Below are 25,643 nucleotides of genomic sequence, written 5' to 3'. Positions count from 1 at the left end.
CATTCTACGGTGCCCAATGTGTAGCCTTGACGCAACGTCTTCTCGTGCAGGACTCATAGCCCCTATGTCCTGTGTGGTATGCCCCACTTTGAGGAGCCAAAAGCTATGGCACAATTGATCACACATTTGGGTGGTGATTCAATAGCCTAGATTTATCGCAGCGGTGCTGCAGTTTTGTTCAGTAAAAGGAAGTCCATGATGAAATTGAATAAAGTAGCGTTCATTCTTGCTACCGCAGCGTTTGCCACCCTTGCTGGCGCACAAGAAATACACAACTGGCGCAGCGCATCAGGCGAAGTGTGGAAAAGCGCCTCTGGCGAGTGCTGGCGCGATGCGGTCTGGACACCGGCAACCGCAGCTCCTGGTTGCGACGGAGCTATCGCTGCGAAACCCGTGGCAGCAGTTCCAGCACCCGCTCCAGTGGCTCCCAAAGCCGCAGAGCCAGCCCCAGCTCCAAAAGCAGCAGCACCTGCTGCTCCTGTTCCTGCAGCTGCTGCAAGCAAAGTGACTTACGCAGCTGACGCATTCTTTGACTTTGACAAGTCTGTTTTGAAGCCTGAAGGTAAAGCCAAATTGGACGATTTGGTTGGCAAGGTCAAGAGCATCAACCTAGAAGTGATCATTGCTGTGGGACACACCGACTCCGTTGGTGATGATGCCTACAATCAAAAGCTGTCTGTCTCACGTGCTGAAGCAGTCAAGGCGTACCTGATCTCCAAGGGCATCGAAAAGAATCGCGTGTACACCGAAGGCAAGGGTGAAAAGCAGCCCGTAGCTGATAACAAGACCAAAGAAGGTCAGGCTAAGAACCGCCGTGTGGAAATTGAAGTCGTGGGAACCCGCGCTCAATAATTCGCACACGTGCAAAAAAACCCGCCAAGGCGGGTTTTTTTTTGACTAGTTCTGACGTTTCTTGACTTGGGCCGCAAGTCACATTTTCTGTCTTTGGACCAATGTTCGACAAACACACTATGACTACGATTCTGAATGCTGATCCTGCAGAGCTTGCGAAATTTTCCGAAGTGGCGCATCGCTGGTGGGATGTGGATAGCGAATTCCGACCCCTGCATCAGATCAATCCGCTGCGATTGGAGTGGCTCAATGGCATTGCGCCCTTGGCGGGACTCCGTGTGTTGGATGTTGGGTGTGGCGGCGGCATTTTGTCAGACTCCATGGCGAGAAAGGGTGCCAATGTCTTGGGCATTGACTTGGCGACTAATGCGCTAAAAGTTGCCCAGCTGCATGCCTTGGAAGCGCAAACACCCAATGTGCAGTACCGAGAGATCAGCGCAGAAGGAATGGCCGTTGAAGCTGCTGGCTCGTTTGATGTCGTGACTTGCATGGAAATGCTAGAGCATGTGCCGGACCCTGCCTCCGTGGTGGATGCCTGTGCTCAATTGGTAAAGCCGGGTGGATGGGTCTTCTTTTCGACAATAAATCGAAGTACCAAGTCTTTTCTATTTGCGATTCTTGGCGCGGAGTACCTGTTGAATTTGGTGCCGCGGGGTACTCATGAGTATGCAAAGATGATCCGACCTAGCGAACTTGCTCGCTTTTGCCGTGCAGCGGGGTTGGAGCTTAAGCACACCAAAGGCTTGGAATACAACCCGATAACCAAGCGCTATTGGTTGAGTCAGAGCACGGACGTTAACTATATGATTGCTGTGCGTAAACCAGAGGCACTCTCGTGAGCACAATTGCCCGGCAGCCTCAAGCCATTCTGTTTGATCTAGATGGCACTCTGATTGATAGCGCGCCCGATTTGGGGGCTGCTGCAGACAAAATGCGCGTAGATCGTGGACTTCCTTCGTTAGATTTGGCTTTGTATCGGCCTATGGCTGGTGCTGGTGCGCGCGGTATGCTGGGCATCGCCTTTGGCATCACTCCGACAGATTCCGCCTATGAGGACATGCGCGAGGAGTTTTTTTCTAACTACGAGCGCTGCATGACCGAGCGAACGTTTGTTTTTGATGGTGTCGCGGATTTGATTCGCGAAATTGAGCGCAGGCAAATCCAATGGGGTGTAGTGACCAATAAGTCCGCGCGTTTTACCAATTCCTTGGTCCGCACCATGCCGTTATTCGCAAATGCGGGTGCTGTCATCAGCGGTGACACCACACCGCATGCGAAGCCACATCCCGCCCCTTTGTTGGAAGCAGCGAGGCGTCTAGGTCTGCAAGCACATCAGTGCATCTACGTTGGCGATGACGAGCGCGATATTGTGGCGGGTAAAGCTGCGGGAATGCCCACCGTGGCCGCGAGCTACGGCTACCTGGGCGCGCATACTGATACGGCTGCTTGGAAAGCAGATACCGAAATTAAATCGCCCCTAGAGCTCTTGCATTGGATCGATCAGGCCTAAAATAGACACCTTGGGGCTGCACTGGTTTCGACGTGGATTCGGACGCGCAGCAGGGCATGTCGAGCTGAGTGCGCTCGTAAAACAGATTCAAACAAACTAACTGCAAACGACGAACGTTTCGCACTCGCTGCTTAATTGCACGTGAGGCTCACAACAGCAAGCCGATAGGCTGGGCAAGGGTGGCGCAAGCTATCCAGGCTGTGGGCTAATTTCATTCGGCTGGAATCGACCTGGGTAACTTAGGTTGGTTCGAGACAATAGGTTACTGGCGTCTTGCATAGCGTGCCACTGCGCGATGCAAGGAGCGAGACTTAAATCAGATGGCTACACATGTAGAACTGTTCGAAGAAGGTTTGCGGACGGGGGTTCAAATCCCCCCAGCTCCACCATATTAAAGTCCAAAGGCGTTTGCTGAAGTCCAGCAAACGCCTTTTTTCTTTTGTAAATCAATGGCTTATGCGGGTTTCTCTTCCGCATTCGTCCAATAGGGTGTGCGGACATCCGGGGGTAATAGGGGGAACAAACTGGGGAACAAAGTGGGGGTAGACTCTGAATGTTGAGTTTGTTCCCCCGTTCTCACTGGAGATGTCCCCTATGCTGACCGATGTCGAATGCAAGAATGCAAGCTGCCCTCAAGACAAAACTAGGATACGTCTAGCTTGTTCGGGGGGGGCTTTACTTGGAAGTCAGCCCCAATGGCTCCAAGCGCTGGTTTTGGAAATATCGTAAAGACGGCAAAGAGGGGCGCTTAGCCTTGGGGAGTTATCCCGATGTAGGTCCAAAGGAAGCGCGCCGAGCCCGTGATCAAGCGAAGGCCCAAAAGTCGGACGGTGTCGATCCGGTGGCCGCTCGCAAAGTTGAAAAGCTGAAGGCAGCCATACCGAGTGGGACCACGTTCAAAGCGGTGGCCGCCGAGTGGTATACGAAGCAAGCGCCGCACTGGAGCCCCAGTCATGCAACCCGATCATTGCGCCAGCTTGAACGTGACCTTTACCCTTGGATAGGTGAGCGCCCGATGGAGGACGTTCATGCATTAGAACTTTTGGCAGTGCTCAAAAAGGTTGAAGAGCGGGGGGCTTTCGAAACTGCAGATCGCGTGTTGATGCTATGCCGGCAAGTTTGGGACTACTGGCTCCCCACTGCCAGCGCTTCACAACGCAACATTACAGAAGGGTTGAAAAAGCGCCTCACCCCGTATCACAGTAAATCGTTTGCCGCCATCGTAGAGCCCGCTCCGTTTGGCGAGTTGCTACGTGCCATGTTTGCATACAAAGGAGGCGTGGTGGTGCGCACTGCTTTGCAAATTGCGCCCCTGGTGTACCAACGCCCCGGTAACCTGCGGGAAATGGAATGGGCTGAGCTAGACCTTGACGCGGCCTTGTGGACTATTCCTAGCGCCAAGATGAAACGCACCAAGGCAGAAAAAGAGCACGGTGAACCGCATGTTGTGCCACTGCCAACCCAAGCGGTTGCCTTGTTGTGCGCTCTACAGCCGGTCACTGGTCACGGCCGCTATGTGTTTCCGGGTGAACGAAGCCATGACCGCCCGATCAGCGACAACTCTGTACGAAGCGCACTCTACGCATTGGGCTATGGCAAAGCTCAGACTTGGCATGGTTTTCGTGCAAGTGCACGCACCATGATAGTCGACCAGCTGAATCTCGATCCATTGGCTATTGAAGCCAATTTGGCACACGCGGTAAAGGACTCCAACGGTCGCAGCTACAACCGAACTCAGTACCAGACCCAGCGCTTCCAGCAAATCCAAGTCTGGGCAGATTACCTTGATCAATTGCGCACTGGTGCAGATCTCATTCAGTTCCTTAAGCGAAGCGCAAGTAGCAACAGCACTAAATGCAGCAGCATTAAAGCTTCAGTGTGAGGAGGCTTGTACTTTGCTTCTTGCTGCCAAGCAGTGAGGGCAGTGCGGGCAACTTCAAAAAGCCTGATTGGCCTATGTGATAAAGATGCTAGCAAATGAGGGGTAATCCCCCCGTTTTCCATCGTCGCAGAAAGTAGAGCGGTTATGCAGCCATGGCCAGCCGCTGCTTTGGGGTAACGCCGCACAAGGCCATGTGGGGGCGGTCGTGATTGTATTTCCACATCCACTGGGTAGCGTATGTCCGATCATCTTGCAAGGTGGCCCAGCTGTAGGGTGACAACCTGTCATATTGCAGTGTCCGGTTGAACCGCTCGACATAAGCGTTTTGCTGCAGTTTGCCGGGTCGTGTGTATTGCAACTCAATACCTCGGCGTTTGGCCCATTCCTGCATCGTCAGGCAGATGTACTCCGGCCCGTTATTGCTGCGAATCACCCGTGGTTTGCCACGCCAAGCGAAGATCTGATCCAGCACCCGGATGACGCGCTCTGAAGGCAAGGAGAAGTCAATCTCAATGGCCAGCGCTTCGCGTTTAAAGCCATCAATGAGCACGATTTGCTCAACGTAAACACCAGGCAGCCCCAGTCAGATGGGGACGCCTCGCTGCGCCACGACTTCTTTGGCCATCTCGCGTCTGCGAGATGGCCGACTTACTTTTCTGCGAGGTACTCGGCGGCAATTCCGGCCTTGAGGTTTTCTTCCAGATACATCTTCTTAAGCCGCAGATTCTCTTCTTCGAGCTCCTTCATTTGCGACATAAGGGAGGTGTCCATGCCTCCAAAGTTCGCTCGCCACTTGCAAAAAGTCGCCGTGCTAATGCCGATTTCAAGGAACAGATCAGGAACGCACAAGCCAGCTTCCACGCGCTTGAGCGCCTGCATGATCTGGCTATCTGAAACTTGGACTTCTTCAAGTAGAAATTCTCTCCGAGAAAATTTCTACTTCTGGCAACTATGCTTTGAAGGGGGGGAATACCGTGCAGAGTCAGAACGTAACCCATTTCATCAGGAACGTTCGGAATCGGAAGAGCGCAATGGTCAGGCATAATTCTGTGTGGATGACTTAAATGCGATTGTCGCGCTTGTTGAGCGTAGTACTGTATCGCGGTTGCTTGCCTGAAACGGGTCTAGTTTTTTGAGTCATTTAGGGCCACCAACGCCCGATGAATGTCTGCAATTGGCTATCAAAATGATAGTGAATTGTTATCCGACTGTCCTCTAAGAGCTTTACTTCGCAGGCCACTGCTGCATAGTTAAAGCGACAGCGATGGTATTGGGAAGCAGCGAGCTTGTAAGCTCTAAATGGGAAACGCACTCATATCACTGGAATGGCAAAAAATTACGCTCAATGATGAACTCTAAAGTTGCTTTAATTACTGGCATAACCGGGCAAGACGGTTCTTATTTGGCTGAGTTTTTACTGGAAAAGGGATACATTGTCCACGGTATCAAACGCCGGGCCAGCTCATTCAACACAGCCAGGGTAGATCATCTTTACCACGACCCGCACGAAGTAAACGTTCGGTTTTTTCTTCACCACGGTGATTTGACTGATTCATCCAATCTTGTCCGGCTGATTCAGAAAATTCAACCAGATGAAATTTACAACCTTGCGGCAATGAGTCATGTGGCGGTCAGCTTTGAATCACCCGAATACACTGCAGACGTAGATGCCATCGGCCCCCTGCGCATGCTGGAAGCCATACGCATCCTCGGTCTGGAGAAGAAAACCAAGTTCTACCAGGCCAGCACGTCCGAGCTTTATGGATTGGTGCAGGAAACCCCGCAAAAAGAAACCACCCCGTTTTACCCGCGCAGCCCCTACGCCGTAGCCAAGCTCTACGCGTACTGGATCACCGTCAATTACCGCGAAGCGTATGGCATGTATGCCTGTAATGGCATTCTGTTCAACCATGAATCCCCCGTGCGCGGTGAAAACTTTGTCACCCGTAAAATCACTCGCGCACTGGCACGCTTCAAGTTGGGCCTGCAAGACCGCCTGTACCTGGGCAACCTAGACGCCAAGCGCGACTGGGGGCACGCCAAAGACTACGTGGAAATGCAGTGGCTCATGTTGCAGCAAGAGCAGCCGGAAGACTTCGTTATTGCCACTGGCGTGCAGTACAGCGTGCGCGACTTTGTGAACGAAGCCGCCCAAGAACTAGGAATTCGCATCCGCTGGGAAGGCAACGGCGTGGATGAAAAAGGCTTTGATGCAAAAGGCAACTGCATCGTTTCCGTGGATCCGCGCTATTTCCGGCCAACCGAGGTGGAAACCCTGCTGGGCGATGCCACCAAAGCCAAGCAAAAGCTGGGTTGGGAACCAAAGATCACCTTTCAGGAACTGGTGCAAGAAATGGTGCGCGAAGACCTGAAGAGCGCGGAGCGCGATCAACTAGTCAAACGTCATGGCTATTACACCAATGACTACCATGAGTAGTCAGCCGTGACTCTTAGTCGCAATTTGCTGGCAGGGCTGGCAAATTCAATTTGGTCAGCCTTAATTGGGTTGGCTGCGGTGCCCTTTTATCTCAAATATTTGGGGATGGAAGCCTATGGTTTGATCGGCTTCTTTGTCACCACGCAAGCCGTGCTGAGCCTGCTTGACATGGGTATGGCACCCACCATCAACCGCGAGGTTGCCCGTTGTTCAGCATCGGGCGACCTGAAGGAAGCCGGCAAGCTACTGCACACCTTGGCCGTGGTCTATTGGGGTATGGCGGGGGCAATCGCTTTGTTGATTTTGGCGCTTGCACCTTTGATAGCGGAATACTGGCTGCAATCCAAACAGCTTTCAGCGCAAACCATCACGCATGCAGTGATGCTGATGGGACTTGTCGTGGCTTGTCGCTGGCCGATTGGCCTGTACCAAGGTGCCTTAATGGGTGCCCAGCGGTTAGCAGTAACGAGCTTGATAAATATTGCCATGGTAACGATAGGGAGCTTGGGTGCAGTGGCCGTACTCGCCCTTGTCTCGCCGACGATTGAGGCATTCTTTATTTGGCAGGTTTTTGTCGGTCTTGCCTATGCAATAGTAATTCGCAGGGCTGCGTGGGGAGTCGTTGAGTTTGATGTTAAGAAAAAATTTGAAATTGAAGAATTAAAACGGATATGGCGCTTTTCTGCGGGGATGAGCGCGATTGCTCTGACTGGCATTGTGTTCACTCAATTAGATAAGATCCTTCTCAGCAAGATACTTGGGCTGGAAGGATTTGGCCACTACATGCTAGCAACGGCTGTAGTAAGTGGTCTTTATACGATGGTTACTCCGATGTTTAATGTGATGTATCCAAAATTTACTGCGCTTGCAGTGAATAACGAAGTCGAAAAACTGGAAGTTCTCTATAGAGTTTCTATGCAATTTCTCTCATCAATACTATTTCCGGCATCAATGCTGCTTACTTTCTTTTCCGAGGAATTGGTTTTTGTATGGACATCAAATGAAGCGCTTGCAATGAGTGTTGCGCCGATTATTGCATTCTTATCGGTTGGCTCAGCTCTGCATGGAGTAATGTTTTTGCCCTATGCTTTGCAAATGGCATTTGGGAGGACAAAGTTAATTTTCAAAAATAATGTCATATTAATGATGGCTTTAGTTCCATTGATAATAATATTATCCAGTTATTTTGGTGCTCTGGGCGGTGCTGAAGCGTGGTTTATGTTGCATATCTTGTCTACCCTAATTGTTACGTGGCAAGTTCAACGATACCTGCTTTACGGTTCTGCCAAATGGTATTTGGTCGATGCTCTCGCGCCGTTAATTTTGTCTTTTGCAATTGGAGGCTTGGGGAACTACTTTTTTCAGTTAAATGGATATTCTGCATACGCAAAGTTGGCAGGGGGAGGTGGGTTGGCCCTGGTATCTGTAATCCTGTCATTGTTAATGGCGAAACAATTGCGCATTCGAATATTGATGGCAATTGGCTACAAAATTCCAAAGCATCGCTATATTTAAATTTGTACGCATGCGTGTGGATAGAAACTGCGAGAGTTCATTTGAAAAGCGCAGAAAACCAAACATTATTTGAGGAAATGATTATGAGCGAACTAAGTGGGAATAAGTTGTGGAAGTCAATATTGCGTAATATGAATGAATCTGCTTCGCTTAAAGAAGAAACAATGAGAAAGGAAATCAAAAGTGCAAAAATAGATGCAAACACTCAAAATCTATTGGAGGCAATTTACTTGGAGGAAGATCGAGAAGCAAGTTTTAAACGATTTTTGGAAAGCCAAGAATATAAAGCGCTCTTCAATGAAATTTTGCGACAAACAGGTGGAAACCTTGATGCTAAAATTTGTGAGGTCGGTGCTGGCCCAGGGTTTTTGGGTGTTGCATTAACAAAATCTGGATTTAAAAATGTATGCATGCTTGAACCCAATGGAGAGTGGATAACCGGAACGGGGTTCATCTCAAATATTGCAAAGCAACATGGTGTGTCAATATGGAATGATTTAAATAAATGGTATGACTCTGATGAGTTGTATGATTTCATAATCACAAAGGCTTGTGTTCATCACTTTGGAAATGTCAGCAAGGTGGCTGCGGAAATTAGATGCAAGCTAAAGCATGATGGAAAGTGGCTGATGTTTGATGAATACTTTGCGAACACAGCTGAAGATTTGTACTTGGCCTTGGTAGAGCATTCACATGTCATTAAATACGGGCAATATGAATGGCCATATTCTGCTGCACTTTATGTTGATATGGTGCAGTTGGTTGGATATAAACTCGATGAAGTGTTGCCCACAAGGTACGAAAATAACTATATAGCGCGGAATGCATCGGAAAAAGTTAGGCTTTCCACGTTAATAACCAAGTTAACTAAAGTTCTAATCAGGCTAAGGTTAACGGTATTGGTATTTGGTCTTGAAAGGGTAATGGATAAATTTTTTGGAATCTCTCGGAGATTTAGGTTGTTTACTTTTCCGCAGTTGCTTGTATTCAAGAAAAGCAATATCGTTTTTCCGAGCGTGCCATCAAACAAGTTACCTTCTTAATTTGGGCTAGCAACTAAGCAAATAGGGTTTAATATGATTAGAAGACTCATGAACTATCTGCTGGATGTACGCGATCGTCAGCGCATCGCAATCGCACTGAGCAAAGGGGCGGCAATGATGCTGGCTCGCAACATCGATTTGAAACAACCCTCGACCTGGGAGTTTTCCGGCTTCAGCCAGAATGGTGAGGATGGCATCTTGGACGTTTTGCGCAAGAATCTGAAGTGTAGCAACCGTTACTTCATCGAGATTGGCGCTGCAGATGGCATCGAGAACAACACGGGGTGGTTACTTGTGGCTGAGAAATACAACGGACTGTTGATCGAAGGTAGCCAGCAACTAGTTGAACGAGCAAGACGGACTGTTGTTGGCTACAGCATCGGTGCGGAAATCCACAACATGTTCGTAACGAAGGAAAGCATACGCGACTTGAAAGTGCTGGCTATGCACCACGACCCCGATGTGTTCTCGCTCGATATCGACGGCAACGACTATCACATCGCACAAGCCATCTTCGATGCCGGCTTCCGCCCTAAGATTTTCGCTGTTGAATACAACTCGGTCTATGGTCCGGAGCGCAGAATGACCATCGAATACCAGCCCACTTTTGTGTTTACCCAGGCGCACCCCACGCACCTGTATTACGGCGTGTCGATCTCGGGCTGGCGGAGATTCTTTGAACAACACGGCTATCGATTCGTGACGGTAGATCGCAACGGTGTGAATGGATTTTTTGTGGATCCCAAGCATTTTGATGCTTCCTTCCTAGTTGGAGTCAACGGACTGGCCTTTGTAGAGAACCAGTCCCAGTACAAGAAATTCCGCATCCCGAACGAGCAGCAGTTCGCTTTAATCGCCGACCAGAAGTTCGTGACCATTTAGGCGCGGGCGGTGCCACACCAACGACAACTTGAACCGCGCGATGACAACTACTGCAACACCCAAACTGTCCATTTGTATTGCTACCTTCAAAAGGGGGGCATTCATCGGCGAGACGCTGGATTCCATCTTGGGCCAGATGGAGCCCGGCATCGAGGTCGTTGTTGTGGATGGCGCTTCGCCGGATGACACGCCTAAGGTGATGGCGCGGTATGCGGCTGCACACCCGGAGATTCGCTACTTTCGAGAATCTGTGAACTCCGGTGTGGATGCCGATTTCGACAAGGCGGTGGGCTACGCGAAAGGCGAGTTTTGCTGGCTGATGACTGATGATGACTTGCTGCGCCCGGGTGCAGTGGCGGCCGTGTTGGCTGCACTTGGAAGTGAGGATGATCTGATTATCGTCAACGCCGAGGTAAGAGGCGTGGATCTTTCCGAGTTGTATGAGAAGCAGCGGCTGGTGTTCGACGCAGACAAGGTATATCGCGCGTCAGATCGCGAAGCGTTCTTTGCGGAAACCGCTGCTTACCTTTCATTCATCGGCTGTGTGGTGATTCGGCGTACAGGCTGGCTGGCCAGGGAGCGTTCCGCTTATTACGGCTCCCTGTTCATCCATGTCGGGGTAATCTTTCAGAACCCACCCATTTCAAATGTCAAGGTGATTTCTGAGCCGCAAATCATCGTCCGCTATGGCAATGCAATGTGGACCTCGCGCAGTTTCGAAATCTGGATGTTTAAGTGGCCCGGATTGGTATGGTCATTCCCAGATATTTCGGACGAGGCAAAAAGAAAGGTCTGTCGGCGTGAGCCTTGGCGCAGCGCGAAGGCGCTATTCCACAACCGGGCGCTCGGAGCATATTCATCGGTCGAGTTTAAAAAAATCAAGCAAAGCGACGTTGGAAAGCTTGAAAAAATGGTCGCGTACCTGTTGAGCGTATTTCCGGCATCGCTCGCGAATCTGGTGATGGTGACTTATTTTTCGTTGCTGGCAACACCGGCCCGAATAGCGTTGCATGACCTGTTGTTCAGTCGGAATGCAGGGGTGCTGAGTCGTATGTCCGCCCGTGTTCTGACCCGCAGGAATCGCTGACTGATATGCCCACAGCGCTCATCACTGGGATAACCGGGCAAGATGGCTCGTACTTGGCGGAGCAGTTGCTCGCCAAGGGGTGCCGTATCATCGGCGCAGTTAGAAATACAGATAATGCGAAAGCGCGTCTGCCCGCAGCGTTGAAGTCTGACGCTGAGTTGGTCGCATGGGACATGCTGGATCAGAAGCGCATGACGGAAGTGTTGGCAGAATATGCCCCAGCGGAAATTTATAACTTTGCCGCTTATTCCTCTGGCGCGGGCATGTTCGATGACCCTGTGGGTATCGGTGAGGTGAACGGGCTAGCTGTGCTCCGTATGCTGGAGGCGATTCGGGCAGTCGACGTGAATATCCGTTTCTGTCAAGCATCCAGCCGGGAGATTTTTGGTGAGGCAGTTGAAAGTCCGCAGAGCGAATCTACGCCCGTCAATCCGCGCAGCCCCTATGGAGCAGCAAAACTCTACGCAGATTCCATGATCCGCATTTATCGGCAACGTTACGGCCTCTTTGCGTGCGCGGCAATTCTCTTTAACCACGAAAGCCCGCGCCGTGGTTTGGAGTTTGTGACGCGGAAGATCACGCGCGAAGCAGCCAAGATCAAGCTAGGCCTAGCAAAGGAGTTGCACCTCGGCAACCTGGATGCCCAGAGGGACTGGGGTTTTGCCGGCGACTATGTCCGCGCCATGTGGTTGATGCTGCAGCAGGAGCGGGCGGATGACTATGTGTTGGCGACAGGCAAAGCGCACACGGTGCGTGAGTTATGCGAATTCGCTTTTGGTCGCTTGGGGCTGGATTATCGCGATTATGTGCGTGAGGATGCATTGGCCTATCGGCCTGTTGAGCCCGCGTTACTGGTTGGTAACGCTGCTAAGGCCAATCGCAAGCTGGGCTGGAAACCGGAGATTGAGTTTAGAGAACTGGTGCACATGATGGTGGACGCAGACTTGCGAAGCTTGGGTGCGGGTATTTGAAAATTGATGGGGTGAATGACGATGTACAAAAAAGTAGAGAAATGCAGAATTTGTGGCAACACGCATCTGGAGCGTGTGCTGGATTTGGGCGACCAAATGCTCACGGGCGTGTTTCCCCGCGAGAAGGGGGCTAAGGTTACAACTGGCCCGCTGCATTTGGTGAAGTGCGTGGGGGGGGGGGAGGCGTGTGGCCTGCTGCAGATGGGGCATTCCTACGACTTGGGCGAAATGTATGGTGAGAACTATGGCTACCGCTCCGGCTTGAATGCCAGCATGGTCGCGCACCTCAACAACAAGGTGAAGCGCATCCTTGGCACGGTGGAGTTGCAAGCAGGCGACTTGGTCATCGATATTGGCAGCAACGACAGCACCACCTTGCAGGCTTATCCCGCGAGTGGCCCGGTACTGGTGGGGGTTGATCCGACGGGCGTGAAGTTTCACAGCTATTACCCACCGCACATTCAGCTGATTCCGGATTTCTTTTCCGCTGCGCTGGTACAGGCCCGTTTCCCTGGGCAGAAGGCCAAGGTTGTTACTTCGTTTTCCATGTTTTATGACCTGGAGGACCCGGTGGGCTTCATGCGCCAGGTGTATGAAGTGCTTGCAGACGATGGGGTTTGGGTATTTGAGCAAAGCTACATGCCGACCATGCTGGATACGAATTCGTATGACACGGTGTGTCACGAGCATCTGGAGTTCTACGCACTGCGCCAGATCAAGTGGATGGCCGATCGGGTGGGCTTCAAGATCCTCGATGTGGAATTCAACGACATCAATGGGGGCAGTTTTTCGATAACAGTCGCGAAATCGCATGGTGATGAGTCTGCGGTTCCGTCAGTCCAGAAAATTCTCGATGAAGAGCAGGCAAAGGGTCTCGATACCTTAGAGCCCTACCATGCCTTTGCGGAGCGCGTGCTGCAAACCAAGGGCGATCTGCTGGGCTTTATAGCAACTGCGCGTGCTGAAGGCAAGACAGTGTCGGTGCTGGGCGCATCCACCAAGGGCAATGTGCTGCTGCAATACTGCGCCTTTACCGCCAAGGAAGTTGACTTTGTGGGTGAGGTCAATCCTGAGAAGTACGGCTGCTATACACCTGGCACCTGGATTCCGATCATCCCCGAAGAAGAACTGCTTACGAAGAAGCCGGATTACGTCATCGTGCTCCCATGGCATTTCCGGAAATTCTTCACGTCGAACAAGAAGCTTTCCGGCATGAACCTAGTGTTCCCGTTGCCTCAAGTCGAAGTCGTAAAAATCGCCTAGAGGTCAGAGGTAGGAAACGTAATGACTGAAAAAGTCGCCCAGAACAGAAAAGCACGCGTCATCGCCTTCTATTTGCCGCAGTTTCATCCCACCCCGGAAAACGACCAGTGGTGGGGTAAAGGGTTTACAGAGTGGACTAATGTGGCCAGTGCGAAGCCCTTATTCAAGGGGCATGAGCAACCGGTCATTCCGGCAGACTTGGGGTTTTACGATCTCAGGTTGCCAGAGACCAGGGCGGCACAAGCCGAGATGGCGGCAGCTTATGGGGTGGCAGGTTTTTGCTATTGGCACTACTGGTTCAATGGTCGCCGGATGCTGGAGCGTCCATTTGATGAGGTGCTTGCGTCGGATTCGCCTGATTTTCCATTCTGTCTGGGCTGGGCCAATCACTCTTGGAACGGAATCTGGAAGGACGAGCCGCATCGACGATTGATCGACCAGACCTATCCGGGCGAGGCCGATGACAGGGCTCACTTCGACTACCTGCTGACAGCCTTTCGCGACCATCGTTATATGACAGTTGATGGCAAGCCTATCCTGGTGATCTTCAAGCCGACTGACATGCCGGATGCCAAGCGGCGCTTCGACCTGTGGCGTGAGTTGGCACTACAGGCAGGTCTCAAGGGCTTGCATATCGTGGGCATCAATATGCTGGATTTCAAGGATTCAACGGCGCTTGGGTTGGATGCCGTTATCGCATCTACGCTGGCGGTGACCAATACGGGGAATTCGGTGGTAAACGAAGCCACCCGAATCATGTGGGGCATCAGACGCCGCTTTTCTTTGGGCGGGCCGCGCATCGTCGAATATAGCGAGGCGATCAAGCACCTTGTTCCTGATCTGAACCAGTTTGATTGCGAGGCCTATCCCTGCGTTTACCCCAATTGGGACAACACGCCGCGCAAGGGGCGCAAAGGCTTGGTGCTGGCAAATTCGACCCCCGCACTTTTTGAGGAGCATGTGAAAGCGGCTGTGGTTGCCTTGGATGATCGTGCCGATGAACACAAGCTGGTCTTTCTGAAATCCTGGAACGAGTGGGCCGAAGGCAATCATCTGGAGCCGGATGCCAAATGGGGCCACGCCTATCTAGAAGCGCTCAAGCGAGTGATTGGATGAGTGGTAATCACGCATCTGGGGTGAATACAGTCGTCGTTATCGGTGCTTCGGGGTTCATCGGCGAGCATCTGTTGAATACGCTGACCGAGCGCTCGAATATTGAACTCCGGGTTCTGGTACACCGCAAAAAAGCGAAGATCCATGCTGGCGTCAACTTTATAGAAGGCGATCTGCTGCAGCCTGATTCGTTGGATGTATTACTCCTTAAAGACAGCATTGTGATCAACTTGGCCTATCTTGCGCAGAACAATCTTGAGGCAATGGATAATCTTGCACAGGCATGCGTGAAGAATAAGGTCAGACGTTTGATACATTGCAGCACGGCAGTCGTGGACGGCAGGTCTGAAAATGATTGGGTCACTGAAAGTACGCCCTGTGTCACAACGTCAGATTATGAAAAAACAAAATTGCAAATAGAGTCGTCTTTGTGTAGGGCTGCCCTTGGCGAATTCACAATCACAATTCTCAGGCCGACTGCCGTGTTCGGTCCGGGAGGTAAAAATCTCCTCAAACTGGCGAACGAGTTGATGAATGGAAATCAGTGGATCAACTATGTCAGATCCTGCTTGTTCAGTAGCAGAAGCTTGAATCTGGTCGCTGTTGAAAACGTGGTTGCCGCGCTAGAGTTTCTATTGGCCGCCGAAAATGTGGACCGTGAAGTTTTCATAATTTCCGATGATGATTCCCCCAAAAATAACTATCGCGACATAGAGAATCGGTTGCTTGCGGGCTTTGGAATATCCTACCTTTTTCCAAGAGTACCCATGCCGAAGTGGTGCCTTAAAGTACTTTTGCGTGTGGCAGGTAAAGCGAATATCAATCCATCAAAAAAATACAGTGATAGAAAGCTCTCAGAGTTAGGTTTTAAAAAGCCTCAAGGGCTTGAGGCAGCAGTAGATAGGTTTTCATCGTGGTATAAGGGTGCTCATCCCAAGCGGACGTAAGTAATGCTGTTTAATTCATACGAATTTCTGTTTTTATACCTTCCCGTCGTATTTTGCGGATTTTTCTGGCTTGCCCGATATGGCCACAATGTGAGTGCGTTATGGCTTGCATTCGCTTCGTTGTTCTTCTATGGATGGTGGTCGACCAAATATATAGGCTTGCTCTTGGCGTCGATTCTCATGAATTACAGCATGGCCTTTCTGATCGGGCAGGTATGTGGTCGTGCTCATGCGAAGTTCATTCTCATATTTGCAATAGCCGCGAATCTGGTGCTGCTTGGCTTTTATAAATACGCCAATTTCTTTATAGATATGAGCAACTATGTGTCCGGTGGTTCGCTGCATTTGGTTGACATAATTCTGCCGTTGGGAATTTCATTTTTTACTTTCACGCAAATCGCATTTTTAGTGGATGTTTATCGTGGCGAAGCACGTGAATATAATTTCATTCACTATCTATTGTTTGTCACGTATTTTCCTCATCTAATTGCGGGGCCGCTTCTTCACCACGGGCAGATGATGCCCCAGTTCGCTAAGAGTCAAACATACAGATTACATCTGGATGACGTTGCACTCGGGCTGAGCATTTTCACTATAGGCTTGGCAAAAAAAGTACTGTTGGCAGATAATTTTGGCGATTACGCCGGACCGGTGTTTGCTGCCGCTGGTCTTGGAATACAGCCAGACTTCATCGAGGCGTGGAGCGGTGCGCTGGCCTACACGCTGCAACTGTACTTTGATTTCTCAGGCTATTCGGACATGGCAATTGGCATTTCCATGCTATTTGGTGTGAAACTGCCGATCAATTTCAATTCGCCGTACAAGGCAGCTAATATCATAGATTTCTGGCGCCGTTGGCACATGACGTTATCGCAATTTCTACGTGATTACCTCTATATTCCGCTGGGGGGCAACAGAAATGGAAGGTTCATGCGACATATGAATCTGATGCTCACGATGTTGTTGGGCGGGTTGTGGCATGGAGCTAATTGGACCTTCGTAATCTGGGGCGGACTGCATGGTCTCTACCTGGTTGTAAATCACGCGTGGCAATCCCTAGTTGCAGACAGCCTTAAGCTAGAGGGCATGGCCGCACGGACTTACAAATTGGTAGCGATGCTGTTTACGTTCTTGTGCATCGTCATCGCGTGGATATTTTTTCGCGCCGAAACTTTTTCCTCTGCCATGTTGGTGTTGAAAGGATGCTTTGGATATGGTGGCATTTCCCTGCCATCAACCTTCGGCACACTTGTGGAAAGATTGGGCGGTTTGGCAAGTGTGTTGCCAGCAGGGATTGGTTATGGCGGGGTATTCTTGAATATTCCCGGATTGGGGTCAATGGGAGGGATTGCGCCATTTTTAAAATTATTGGTGATAGGCATGCTGATCATTTGGATTGCGCCTAACACCCAGCAATTTTTCAACTTTGGTGCGCAAACTGGCAAGAGCTTCAGGTTGTTCAATTGGACGATCTCCTGGCAGCGAAAGCCGGTGGTCGGTTTCATTATTGGCTGTGTATTCTGCCTTGCCATAAGCAAGCTGGATAAGGTGAGCACTTTCCTCTATTACCAGTTCTGATGAAAACTAATCTCAGCTCACTCTCATATTTGAAGTGGTTCAGCCTGCCTGTCCTTGCCTTCGTTGTGATTGCAATTCCACTGAACCTATATTTTGAGCCGATCTCGGGCGAGCTAACACGCATTGGACACTGGTCAGAACGGGATTTTGGGTGGCAGCAACCGCAGCCGACGGTTGCCGTTCATGCGAATGGCACATCAATCACCAATCCTGATGTTGTGGTGCTAGGTGATTCATTCACGCATCCGAACATCTGGCAGTCCTACTTGGCTGAGTCGCGCAATCTTAACGTTCTTTCTTTCCAATATCAGGATGTCGCTTGCGTCGATAACTGGCTGCATTGGGTGGCTGAGCGGCGTTATCCCAACCTGCATACGGTTGTTATAGAGACCGTGGAACGGGGCTTCGTTCCGCTATTCAGAAACTTCAACAATTGCCCACGTCGAACTCCGAAGTCGTTTCAGCTCGCAGAGAATAACGTGACGCCATCGCGTCCACAAAAGGGGTTGACGCTGGATGCAGGTTATCTGATTCCAACAGCCACCAACACGCTTCGTGCTGCATGGAGTGATGGGTCTATGGTGTCGGGCGAGGTGATCAATGTGCCCCTTTCGACGGACAAGTTATTCTCAAATCGCAAGGCCAATCGCCTTTTGTATTTTGCAGACGACGAACTCAAAAGAAGTTGGTCGGACAAAGATCAGGCTGCTGCTGTGGCTAACTTAAATCGCTTCCAGGATAATTTAGCAAAGAAAGGACTGCGTCTGGTTGTGATCGTAGTTCCGGATAAGTCGTCCGTTTATCGGCCATACCTTTCGAACGAAGCAAGCAAAGTCGGATATCCAGATGTATTTGAGCAACTAAAGACCGCTGGTGTGACCAACGTGAACTTGTTGAGCTACTTTCAGCATGCGGCGGGTGAGACGGTCGATCTGTATTTACCCAATGACACTCACCTCAGTACTCAGGGTTATAGGTTGATGGCTTCTAAGGTTGCAGATGAAGCTTTCTAATATGCTGAAAATTTGGTTATACCGCAATCCTTTGCTATGGGCAGTCATAGGCTTTGGATTTTTCACTATCGCCTGTTATCCGGGCTTCATGTCGGTAGATACGCTGGAGCAATACAGGCAGGCGCACACGCTGAAATTTAAGGATGGGCATCCGCCGGTCATGGCATGGCTTTGGTCAAAACTGAGCTTCATATTGGATGGGCCGCAAAGTTTATTGTTTCTGCATTTGGGTCTGCTTTGGGCGGGGCTATATATTTGGTCCAGAAATGCAGGTGAAAGCCGCGCAGCCAAATGGTTTATCGTGCTTGGTTTTTTGCCATGGGTCGCTAACTTCGAGGGCGTGCTATGGAAAGACATGGGCATGGCATTCAGCCTGCTGCTGGCCCTTGGTTTGCTGAGTGGGCGGAATCCGTCGAGGATACAAATCGGCACGGCGTTCGGTTTGTTGCTCTACGCGTTTATGGTACGTAGCAACGCACCAGTCGCACTGATCCCTATTGTCTGGTATGCAGCAAGAAGATTGCTGCCTTCACTTTCGAGTCGCATCATGATTGCGATCACGGCACTGTTGCTGGTTGCGATGTTCGCATTTCTGAACTTCTTTAACTACTACTTGTTGGATGCAGAAAAGAATCATATGGCCAGTTATATGATGGTCGATGATCTTGTCCACCTGTCTGTGGTCGCGGACAAAAGTCTGCTGCCCAAGGTGGATGATAAGACGGTCATGGAATGTGCTCAGGAGACGATTGGTGAAACGAAACTGGTGGGTCGATTGTTTTGTCTGGTTGCAAAGCCGTCGTATCAGAATGTCGCGCCCATACCTTATGAAGAAGTCAAAGAAGCTTGGCTGTCTGCGGTTGCAGGTAATCCGCTGGAGTATGTAAGATTTCGCTTTAGCGCTTATCTTTATCTGCTTCGGTCGCCCTCTGAGAGGCCTTATATACACTGGTTTTCCGGCATCTCCCCTAATGAGATGGGGTTGGTTCAAAAAGATAATGCTGCGACAGTTTTTCTGAACGGTTATGTCAGCGGCATCGCGCATCTAGCGCCTTTTCTGTTCAAGCCCTATTGGTGGTTGATCCTAGCTTTGTTGTTGCTGTGTGCAACATGGAGTATGCGGGGCGGTAACGATGCGCTGACGTTGATCCGTGTTCTACTGATCTCTGCGTTGCTTTACATGTTAAGTTATATCCCGTTGACACCGATGGCTGATTTTAGATATGTTTACTGGAGTACGCTGGCCATCAGTTTGGCGGCGATAAAATTTTTCGCATCAGATTTAAGTTTCAGATTCGATCTGCGCGTTGTGTGAACTGGTCTGATTATTAATTAGGTGTGTGACATTTATGAGATACCATATTTTCTTGTCCATCGTGTTGGTGCTGCGCAATCAGGCATCTACACTCCAATCAGTTCTTGCAGAGGTATCATCGCCCTTGGGAGGGCTAGTCAGTGATTATGAGTTGATCATTGTCGACAATGCATCCGAAGACGACAGCATCTCAGCGCTGAGAAATTTGACTAGAGAAGGCGGACTTCCCAATCTGCAGGTCTATGCGCTGACCAAAGAAGTGGACTGTGACACTGCGTCTTGGGTCGGGTTGGAGAATGCATTGGGTGATTTCGTTGCCGTGATCGACCCAGCGGCGGACAGTGTGGACTTCCTGCCCAGCCTGTTGGAACAGGCTTTGGATGGCGCGGATGTCGTCTTTGCTTCCAATCAGCAAAAAACGCATCAAGGCTGGGCTTATCGTGTCTGCTACTCAGTCTTCAATAGTATCTATCAACGGTTCAATGAGATCAATCTTGCAAACGAAGCGCCGTCATATAGGGTGCTGTCTAAGCGCGTGGTGAACTTCATCCTCCAACATCCCATGCCCTCTCTGACCTATCGCCATCTGCCCGCGACAGGTGGTTTCACCAAAGTCAATCTGAGCTACAGTGCGCCGACGCGGCCATCGCAAACCAAGCGCCTCGGAGAAAGTATCGATCGTGGCATGCGTTTGCTGGTATCTACAACGCGCGCGCCGATGCGTCTCGTCACTGCGCTCAGCTTGTTTGGTGCGGGCGCTAATCTGTTGTATTCGTTCTATGTGATTGCGGTCGCCATGCTGAAAGCAGATGTCGCGGCCGGGTGGGTGACTCTCTCCTTGCAGCAGTCAGGTATGTTTCTTTTGATCTCGCTAGTGTTGTGGATGTTGGGTGAATATATCCTCCATATGGCCAGACTCTCCAACGAGGGGCCGATGTATCACGTGGCGCAGGAGTTCACCAGCGCAGTAATGACCCACCGTGGAAAATTGAATATCGAAGCGACAGGGCCGATAGGTCATAGCCGACCTTGATAGTTGCTATGTTAAAGATAGTTGTTAGTGATGTATGACGCGATCGTCATCGGGGGGGGCTTCTATGGTGCAGCTATTGCTATTTACCTGAAGACCCGGCGAGGGTTCGCCAACGTGTTGTTGATCGAGTGCGAGTCTGACCTGCTGCTGCGTGCCTCATTCAACAATCAGGCACGCGTCCATAACGGCTACCATTACCCGCGCAGTTTTACCACGGCATTTCGCAGCCGAGTAAACCAGCCGCGATTTGTGCAAGAGCATCCCCAGGCGATAAAGAGGGACTTCACCAATTTGTATGCAATTGCTCGGCACAATTCCAAAGTCACGGCGCGACAGTTCAGGCGTTTCTGCCACGAGATCGGCGCCCGGTTGGAGCCCGCTACCGAGGTGCATAGGAAGTTGTTCGAGACGCGTTTGATTGAAGAGGTGTTTCTGGTCGAAGAGTGTGTATTCGATGCCTGCAAGCTCGCCGAATGGGCCAGACAGGAGCTTGATGAATGTGGTGTAGATGTTCTTCTGAATACTCGCGTTAAGAGTATCAAGAAGGCTTGGAACGGCCTGATAGTGAAATGCGACGGGGATGCGCAGGAAGCGCTGAGCGGGCACTATGTCTTCAATTGCACTTACAGTGGGCTCAACCAGTTTGCGGGCGATTTTCCTGGTACACAGATCAAGCTCAAGCATGAAATCGCCGAGATGGCCCTGTTGCAAGCGCCTCTCGATCTGGCGGATTTGGGTGTTACCGTGATGGATGGCCCGTATTTTTCCATGATGCCCTTCCCGGTTCGTGGGCTGCATACACTTTCGCATGTTCGGTACACGCCACACTCCAGTTGGTTGGACCAGGCCAAGGCGGAAGCAGGTCCGTATCAAATATTGGCAGACTATCATCATGAGACTAGAGTAGATCGTATGGTGCGAGACGTGAAGCGATATATGCCGGCAATAGCAGACGCCAAATACGTGGAGTCGTTATTCGAGGTAAAAACGATATTGCTAAAGAATGAAGGCGATGATGGCAGGCCGATCTTGTTCGAACGCCATGCTTCGTTACCCAATTGCTACTCGATTCTCGGCGGGAAGATCGACAATATTTACGATGTACTGGAGAAACTTGATGCGGAATCGTTTTCGCTCACTTGAGAAGATAATGAATATAGGATTGTGGAGAGCAGATGTCTGATGCTTTGGTCGGTTACACTGGGTTCGTGGGTTCAATACTGCTAAAACAGCGTGGTTTTGGGCAAAATTTTAGCTCCGCCAATATAAATGACATTGGCGGACGTCGATTTGATCTGCTGGTCTGTGCCGCCGCCCCCGCACAGAAGTGGATCGCCAACCGCGAGCCAGATGTGGACCGTCAAAAGATCGAAGGGCTGATTGCTCATCTGAAGACGGTACAGTGCAAAACTTTTGTGCTGATCAGCACCGTTGATGTTTTCAAAAGTCCTATCGGCGTCAATGAGGACACGCCAGTCGCTGAGGCTGACCTGCATCCTTATGGTTTGCATCGTCGAATGCTTGAGCAATTCGTTGAGGCGCACTTCGCGCATCATCTGATAGTCAGATTACCTGGCTTGGTCGGGCCGGGTTTGCGTAAGAACTTGATCTTTGATTTTTTGAATGGCAACAACCTTCACGCAATCGATAGCCGGGGCGTGTTCCAGTTCTACCCTATGGTCAATCTCTGGTTCGATATTCAGACCGCACTTGAAGCCGATTTAAAGCTTGTTCATCTTACAGCTGAGCCTCTTAGTGTGGCGGAGCTGTCAGCAACAGGTTTTGGCAAAACATTCGATCAGACATTGGCTAACTCGCCGGCCCGTTACGATTTACAGTCCCGGTATGCCCATGTGTTTGGTGGACAGGGTGGCTACCAGTACAGCAAACGGGAAACCATTCAGGCGGTTCGTTCATATGCACAATCAGAGCCTATTTCCATCAAAGCAGAAGGCGGGAAGGTTTGATGAGGATTGCGATTTCCAATATCGCCTGGGATGTATCAGAAGATGAGCAGGTCGTAGCGCTGTTGAACAAATATGGGGTCGATGCGATTGATGTGGCGCCCAGCAAGTATTTTCCGGATCCTAAAAATGCCCGCCCTGGCGACATTGCGCGTGTGCGCGAGTGGTGGCGCAATGGCGGGATCGAGATCACAGGAATGCAAGCACTGCTATTCGGTACCACGGGGCTGAATCTGTTTGGATCGCAGAATACGCAGGCCGCACTGCTGGAACATTTGCAGGCGGTATGCGGACTCGGTGCGGGGCTGGGCGCAAAGAAGCTGGTGTTTGGCTCACCCAAGAATCGAGATCGTTCGGCACTATCGAATGAAGTGGCTCGTGATATGGCCATCCGCTTCTTCAGGCGACTGGGAGATGTCGCTAGCTGTCATGGCGTGGTGATATGCCTTGAGCCCAACCCGCCTTGCTATGGTGCCAATTTCATGACCGACAGTGCGGAAACGGCGAGCGTCGTGGGCGCGGTAGACCATCCCGCCATTCGCATGCAACTGGATACCGGTGCTATGGCAATCAACGGTGAGGATGTGGCGCAGGTCATTAGTGAGCACGCCGCACTAATTGGCCACGTCCATGCCAGCGAGCCTGATCTCGCGACATTGGGCGATGGCTGTGCTGATCATTCGTCTGCAGCCTCGCAACTGCGTGCGCGTGTGCCGGATCAGGTCGTGACTATTGAAATGTTACCTCCCAAGGCGGGAGCCAATATCGCCGCAATAGAGCGAGCGCTGGCAGTCGCTATTTGCTATTACCGTGATCAACCGGTCGGCATGGCAGGGGCTGTGGCATGAAGTGGTTGATCCTGATCGTAGGCATTGCGTCCAATGCTTCAGCAAGCGTGTTGGTCAAGATGGCAATGATGCCGCCCCGGAAATTTCCAAGTCCGAGTGACCCACTGGGCGCATTGAGTAACTTGCCATTCTGGTTAGGCTTGCTGCTCTATGGGGTGGCGTTCCTGCTCTATGCTGCCGCTTTGGCTCGTCTACCCTTGAATGTCGCACATCCTGTGCTAACTGCCGGAGCGGTTGCGACCGTGGCGGTATTTTCATATGTGGTGTTTCGTGAGCCTTTTTATTGGACCACCATCGTTGGCATATTGCTGGTAATTGCCGGTGTAGCCTTGATCACAGTGCGTGTCGGTTAAACAGAAAGCAGATGATGACTTCAGATTCACCTCCGGAAATGCGCGGGACCTGGCAGGTTCCGATATTTGATACTCCGCTGTGGTTAGGACGACAGCGCTCTTATTGCGTCGTGATCCCTGTCATCAATGAAGGGGCAAGGATACAGAGTCTGCTCGCCCGAATGGCGGCATACAACATTGCCGAACTTACTGACATCATCATAGTGGATGGCGGCAGCACCGATGCTTCGCTGGGCTTGGAGTCACTTCAACAGCAAGGCGTACGCGCCTTGCTGGTTAAAACCGGGCCCGGTAAATTGAGTGCCCAACTGCGTTGTGCCTATGCCTTTGCACTTGATCAAGGTTATGAAGGAATAGTCACGATAGACGGAAACGACAAGGATGATCCGGAAGCGATACCGCGTTTTGTCGATGCCTTGCAGGGCGGTGTGGATTTCGTGCAAGCCTCGCGGTTCATTGCCGGGGGGGGGGCTGAGAACACACCAAAATCGCGCGACCTAGCCATCCGTTTTGTTCATGCACCGATGTTGAGTTTGTTCTCGGGATTCCACTGGACGGACACGACTCAGGGTTTTAGGGCGTACAGCAAAAGAGTGTTGCTGGATGAAAAAGTCGCGCCGTTTCGCAATGTCTTTAGCGGTTATGAGCTGCTTGCGTATCTTTCTTATCGGATACCAAGGCTCGGTTATAGTTGCGCCGAGATGCCAACAGTTAGGAGATATCCCATGACGGGTGATGTTCCGACCAAGATCAGCGGCCTCAAGGGAAATTGGTCTGTTCTCAAAGTGCTCTTTCTGGCGTGTTTCGGCTCCTACGATGCTCCCGCTGCTCAAATCGGACAACGATATCCGCAATGAAGATATTAAATGTGAGCAATACGATAGATCCGGTTACCGGCGGGGGGGAGGCAGAAAGATCTTTTCAGATGAGCAAAGCGCTCGCCCAATCCGGGGCGGACTGCCGTATTTTGACCATCGATACAGGATTGGATGCCGAAAGGAAAAGCTTTCTTGGAGAGGGGCGGGTGATCGCATTGCCTTGTCTCGTCAGGAGGTTTTATGTGCCCAAATTTTCCTTTCGCCAAATAAATGACCTTGTGGCGGAAGCGGATGTGATTCACCTGATGGGCCATTGGACGGTACTTAATGCACTGGTGTATCTCGCGGTGCGCAAACAAAAAAAGCCATATGTGGTTTGTCCTGCCGGGGCGTTGGATATTTTTGGTAGGTCGAAATTATTCAAGAAAATCTATAATACAGTTGTTGGTGGAAAAATAATACGCGATGCATCGATGTGCATAGCGGTAACTCCAGATGAGCTCAGTTCATTTAGGGCGTATGGGGTAGAGCAAGATAGAGTCCATGTAATTCCCAATGGGATCGCAGAATCAGACTTCCTTGCTGAAGATGATGCGGGATTCCGAGCCAAATTCGGTTTGGGGAAGGCCTTCATTCTGTTTGTGGGACGTTTGAACCTGATCAAAGGGCCTGACATGTTGCTGCAAGCTTTTTGCACAATCAAGGATAAATTCCCGGCAATTGATCTGGTATTTGTGGGGCCGGATGGAGGTATGCTGGCAGAATTGAAGGCGCTTGTGAAAGCTGAGAATGTCGCAGATCGAGTGCACTTTCTCGGCTATCTAGGTGGGGCAGATAAGTCGCACGCCTATCATGCCGCAACATTCTTGGCCATTCCCTCAAGACATGAGGCGATGTCAATTGTTGTGCTTGAGGCTGGGGTGGCTGGCACGCCCGTATTACTGACGAATCAATGCGGTTTTAATCAAATTGCCGATAATGGGGCGGGTTGGGTGGTACCGGCTACGATTGAAGGGATAAGTACGGGGCTGCATAAAGTTTTGTCAGATACAGGGAAGATCGAAGTGGCGGCGGGTACGATACATAAATATGTAATGGGGGAGTACTCTTGGGTGGTGGTGATACGGCGTTACTGGGAATTGTATTTTAACTTGATTCAGAAAGTTGGTCGAAAATCGCTTTGATTGCCTGTCTAAAGTGGTGAAAATTAAAAGAAGCC

Annotated in this window: 23 protein-coding genes, 1 other RNA gene and 1 pseudogene; 24 read left to right on the top strand and 1 reads right to left on the bottom strand. The window is 50.7% G+C overall.

The features are described 5' to 3' along the window. The first annotated feature begins 195 nt into the window (after positions 1 to 195). The 5 genes from ompA to EXZ61_RS14290 all read left to right on the top strand — a co-directional run bounded on the left by ompA (position 196) and on the right by EXZ61_RS14290 (position 4,244). On the top strand, positions 196 to 852 hold the full coding sequence (gene ompA, locus EXZ61_RS14310; RefSeq protein WP_142812403.1) for an outer membrane protein OmpA: 657 nt from the start codon (positions 196 to 198) through the stop codon (positions 850 to 852). A gap of 119 nt (positions 853 to 971) precedes the next feature. Further along, positions 972 to 1,691 carry a bifunctional 2-polyprenyl-6-hydroxyphenol methylase/3-demethylubiquinol 3-O-methyltransferase UbiG gene (gene ubiG / locus EXZ61_RS14305; RefSeq protein ID WP_142812402.1) on the top strand — a complete coding sequence of 240 codons (720 nt, stop codon included), beginning with the start codon at positions 972 to 974 and terminating at the stop codon, positions 1,689 to 1,691. A 5-nt stretch (positions 1,692 to 1,696) separates the two neighbouring features. Continuing rightward, complete coding sequence (locus EXZ61_RS14300; protein WP_142814253.1) at positions 1,697 to 2,362, top strand: HAD family hydrolase; 666 nt, start codon at positions 1,697 to 1,699, stop codon at positions 2,360 to 2,362. A gap of 12 nt (positions 2,363 to 2,374) precedes the next feature. Beyond that, positions 2,375 to 2,751: a transfer-messenger RNA gene (gene ssrA / locus EXZ61_RS14295) on the top strand. A 290-nt stretch (positions 2,752 to 3,041) separates the two neighbouring features. Then, positions 3,042 to 4,244, top strand: coding sequence for a tyrosine-type recombinase/integrase (locus tag EXZ61_RS14290; RefSeq protein WP_237218970.1), 1,203 nt, complete (start codon positions 3,042 to 3,044; stop codon positions 4,242 to 4,244). Positions 4,245 to 4,386: 142 nt separating this feature from the next. Here the strand turns inward: EXZ61_RS14290 and EXZ61_RS14285 are convergent. Further along, a pseudogene (locus EXZ61_RS14285) lies at positions 4,387 to 5,123 on the bottom strand (integrase core domain-containing protein). A 469-nt stretch (positions 5,124 to 5,592) separates the two neighbouring features. On the opposite strand from EXZ61_RS14285, the gene gmd reads away from it, so the two are divergent. Genes gmd through EXZ61_RS14190 form a run of 19 tightly spaced genes read left to right on the top strand, consistent with a single transcriptional unit; the run spans position 5,593 to position 25,608 of the window. Next, positions 5,593 to 6,681 carry a GDP-mannose 4,6-dehydratase gene (gmd, locus tag EXZ61_RS14280; protein ID WP_142814252.1) on the top strand — a complete coding sequence of 363 codons (1,089 nt, stop codon included), beginning with the start codon at positions 5,593 to 5,595 and terminating at the stop codon, positions 6,679 to 6,681. A gap of 6 nt (positions 6,682 to 6,687) precedes the next feature. Then, entirely contained in the window at positions 6,688 to 8,196 is a 1,509-nt protein-coding gene (locus EXZ61_RS14275) for a lipopolysaccharide biosynthesis protein (RefSeq protein WP_142812401.1), read from the top strand. Between the two features lie 41 nt (positions 8,197 to 8,237). After that, a complete protein-coding gene (locus tag EXZ61_RS14270) occupies positions 8,238 to 9,239 on the top strand; it encodes a methyltransferase domain-containing protein (protein ID WP_168224773.1) in 1,002 nt (333 codons plus the stop codon). A gap of 48 nt (positions 9,240 to 9,287) precedes the next feature. Beyond that, positions 9,288 to 10,121 carry an FkbM family methyltransferase gene (locus EXZ61_RS14265; protein ID WP_142812399.1) on the top strand — a complete coding sequence of 278 codons (834 nt, stop codon included), beginning with the start codon at positions 9,288 to 9,290 and terminating at the stop codon, positions 10,119 to 10,121. A 40-nt stretch (positions 10,122 to 10,161) separates the two neighbouring features. Further along, positions 10,162 to 11,208 (top strand): glycosyltransferase family 2 protein, encoded by a 1,047-nt coding sequence (locus EXZ61_RS14260; RefSeq protein ID WP_142812398.1) that lies wholly within the window; start codon positions 10,162 to 10,164, stop codon positions 11,206 to 11,208. 53 nt (positions 11,209 to 11,261) lie between these two features. Beyond that, positions 11,262 to 12,179 carry a GDP-mannose 4,6-dehydratase gene (locus EXZ61_RS14255; protein WP_237218969.1) on the top strand — a complete coding sequence of 306 codons (918 nt, stop codon included), beginning with the start codon at positions 11,262 to 11,264 and terminating at the stop codon, positions 12,177 to 12,179. A gap of 15 nt (positions 12,180 to 12,194) precedes the next feature. Next, on the top strand, positions 12,195 to 13,442 hold the full coding sequence (locus EXZ61_RS14250; RefSeq protein ID WP_237218968.1) for a class I SAM-dependent methyltransferase: 1,248 nt from the start codon (positions 12,195 to 12,197) through the stop codon (positions 13,440 to 13,442). 21 nt (positions 13,443 to 13,463) lie between these two features. After that, positions 13,464 to 14,558: a glycosyltransferase WbsX family protein gene (locus EXZ61_RS14245; protein ID WP_142812396.1), complete on the top strand. Its 1,095-nt coding sequence runs from the start codon at positions 13,464 to 13,466 to the stop codon at positions 14,556 to 14,558. Next, positions 14,555 to 15,502, top strand: a complete 948-nt coding sequence (locus EXZ61_RS14240; protein WP_168224772.1) for an NAD-dependent epimerase/dehydratase family protein — start codon at positions 14,555 to 14,557, stop codon at positions 15,500 to 15,502. Before EXZ61_RS14245 ends, EXZ61_RS14240 begins: the two co-directional genes overlap by 4 nt. A gap of 3 nt (positions 15,503 to 15,505) precedes the next feature. Further along, the gene (locus EXZ61_RS14235) at positions 15,506 to 17,080 is read left to right on the top strand and encodes an MBOAT family O-acyltransferase (RefSeq protein ID WP_142812394.1); all 1,575 of its coding nucleotides are present in this window, start codon (positions 15,506 to 15,508) and stop codon (positions 17,078 to 17,080) included. Next, positions 17,080 to 18,093, top strand: coding sequence for an alginate O-acetyltransferase AlgX-related protein (locus EXZ61_RS14230; protein ID WP_142812393.1), 1,014 nt, complete (start codon positions 17,080 to 17,082; stop codon positions 18,091 to 18,093). Before EXZ61_RS14235 ends, EXZ61_RS14230 begins: the two co-directional genes overlap by 1 nt. Before the next feature lies 1 nt (position 18,094). Beyond that, positions 18,095 to 19,408, top strand: coding sequence for a hypothetical protein (locus tag EXZ61_RS14225; protein WP_168224771.1), 1,314 nt, complete (start codon positions 18,095 to 18,097; stop codon positions 19,406 to 19,408). Positions 19,409 to 19,442: 34 nt separating this feature from the next. Next, positions 19,443 to 20,441, top strand: coding sequence for a glycosyltransferase (locus tag EXZ61_RS14220; protein WP_142812391.1), 999 nt, complete (start codon positions 19,443 to 19,445; stop codon positions 20,439 to 20,441). A 30-nt stretch (positions 20,442 to 20,471) separates the two neighbouring features. Then, positions 20,472 to 21,584, top strand: coding sequence for an FAD-dependent oxidoreductase (locus tag EXZ61_RS14215; RefSeq protein ID WP_142812390.1), 1,113 nt, complete (start codon positions 20,472 to 20,474; stop codon positions 21,582 to 21,584). A 32-nt stretch (positions 21,585 to 21,616) separates the two neighbouring features. Then, the gene (locus EXZ61_RS14210; RefSeq protein WP_142812389.1) at positions 21,617 to 22,408 is read left to right on the top strand and encodes an NAD-dependent epimerase/dehydratase family protein; all 792 of its coding nucleotides are present in this window, start codon (positions 21,617 to 21,619) and stop codon (positions 22,406 to 22,408) included. Further along, complete coding sequence (locus tag EXZ61_RS14205) at positions 22,408 to 23,253, top strand: sugar phosphate isomerase/epimerase family protein (RefSeq protein WP_142812388.1); 846 nt, start codon at positions 22,408 to 22,410, stop codon at positions 23,251 to 23,253. The genes EXZ61_RS14210 and EXZ61_RS14205 overlap by 1 nt, the downstream gene beginning before the upstream one ends. Next, positions 23,250 to 23,606, top strand: coding sequence for an SMR family transporter (locus EXZ61_RS14200; protein ID WP_142812387.1), 357 nt, complete (start codon positions 23,250 to 23,252; stop codon positions 23,604 to 23,606). Before EXZ61_RS14205 ends, EXZ61_RS14200 begins: the two co-directional genes overlap by 4 nt. A gap of 11 nt (positions 23,607 to 23,617) precedes the next feature. After that, positions 23,618 to 24,463, top strand: a complete 846-nt coding sequence (locus EXZ61_RS14195; protein WP_237218967.1) for a glycosyltransferase family 2 protein — start codon at positions 23,618 to 23,620, stop codon at positions 24,461 to 24,463. Next, complete coding sequence (locus EXZ61_RS14190; RefSeq protein WP_142812386.1) at positions 24,460 to 25,608, top strand: glycosyltransferase; 1,149 nt, start codon at positions 24,460 to 24,462, stop codon at positions 25,606 to 25,608. Before EXZ61_RS14195 ends, EXZ61_RS14190 begins: the two co-directional genes overlap by 4 nt. The last annotated feature ends 35 nt before the right edge of the window (positions 25,609 to 25,643 follow it).

It is taken from the genome of Rhodoferax aquaticus, from assembly GCF_006974105.1.
In the GTDB taxonomy this organism is placed as follows: domain Bacteria; phylum Pseudomonadota; class Gammaproteobacteria; order Burkholderiales; family Burkholderiaceae_C; genus Allorhodoferax; species Allorhodoferax aquaticus_A.
The sequence above is the reverse complement of the archived record's forward strand: the minus strand, read 5'-3'. Positions and strand labels throughout refer to the sequence as shown.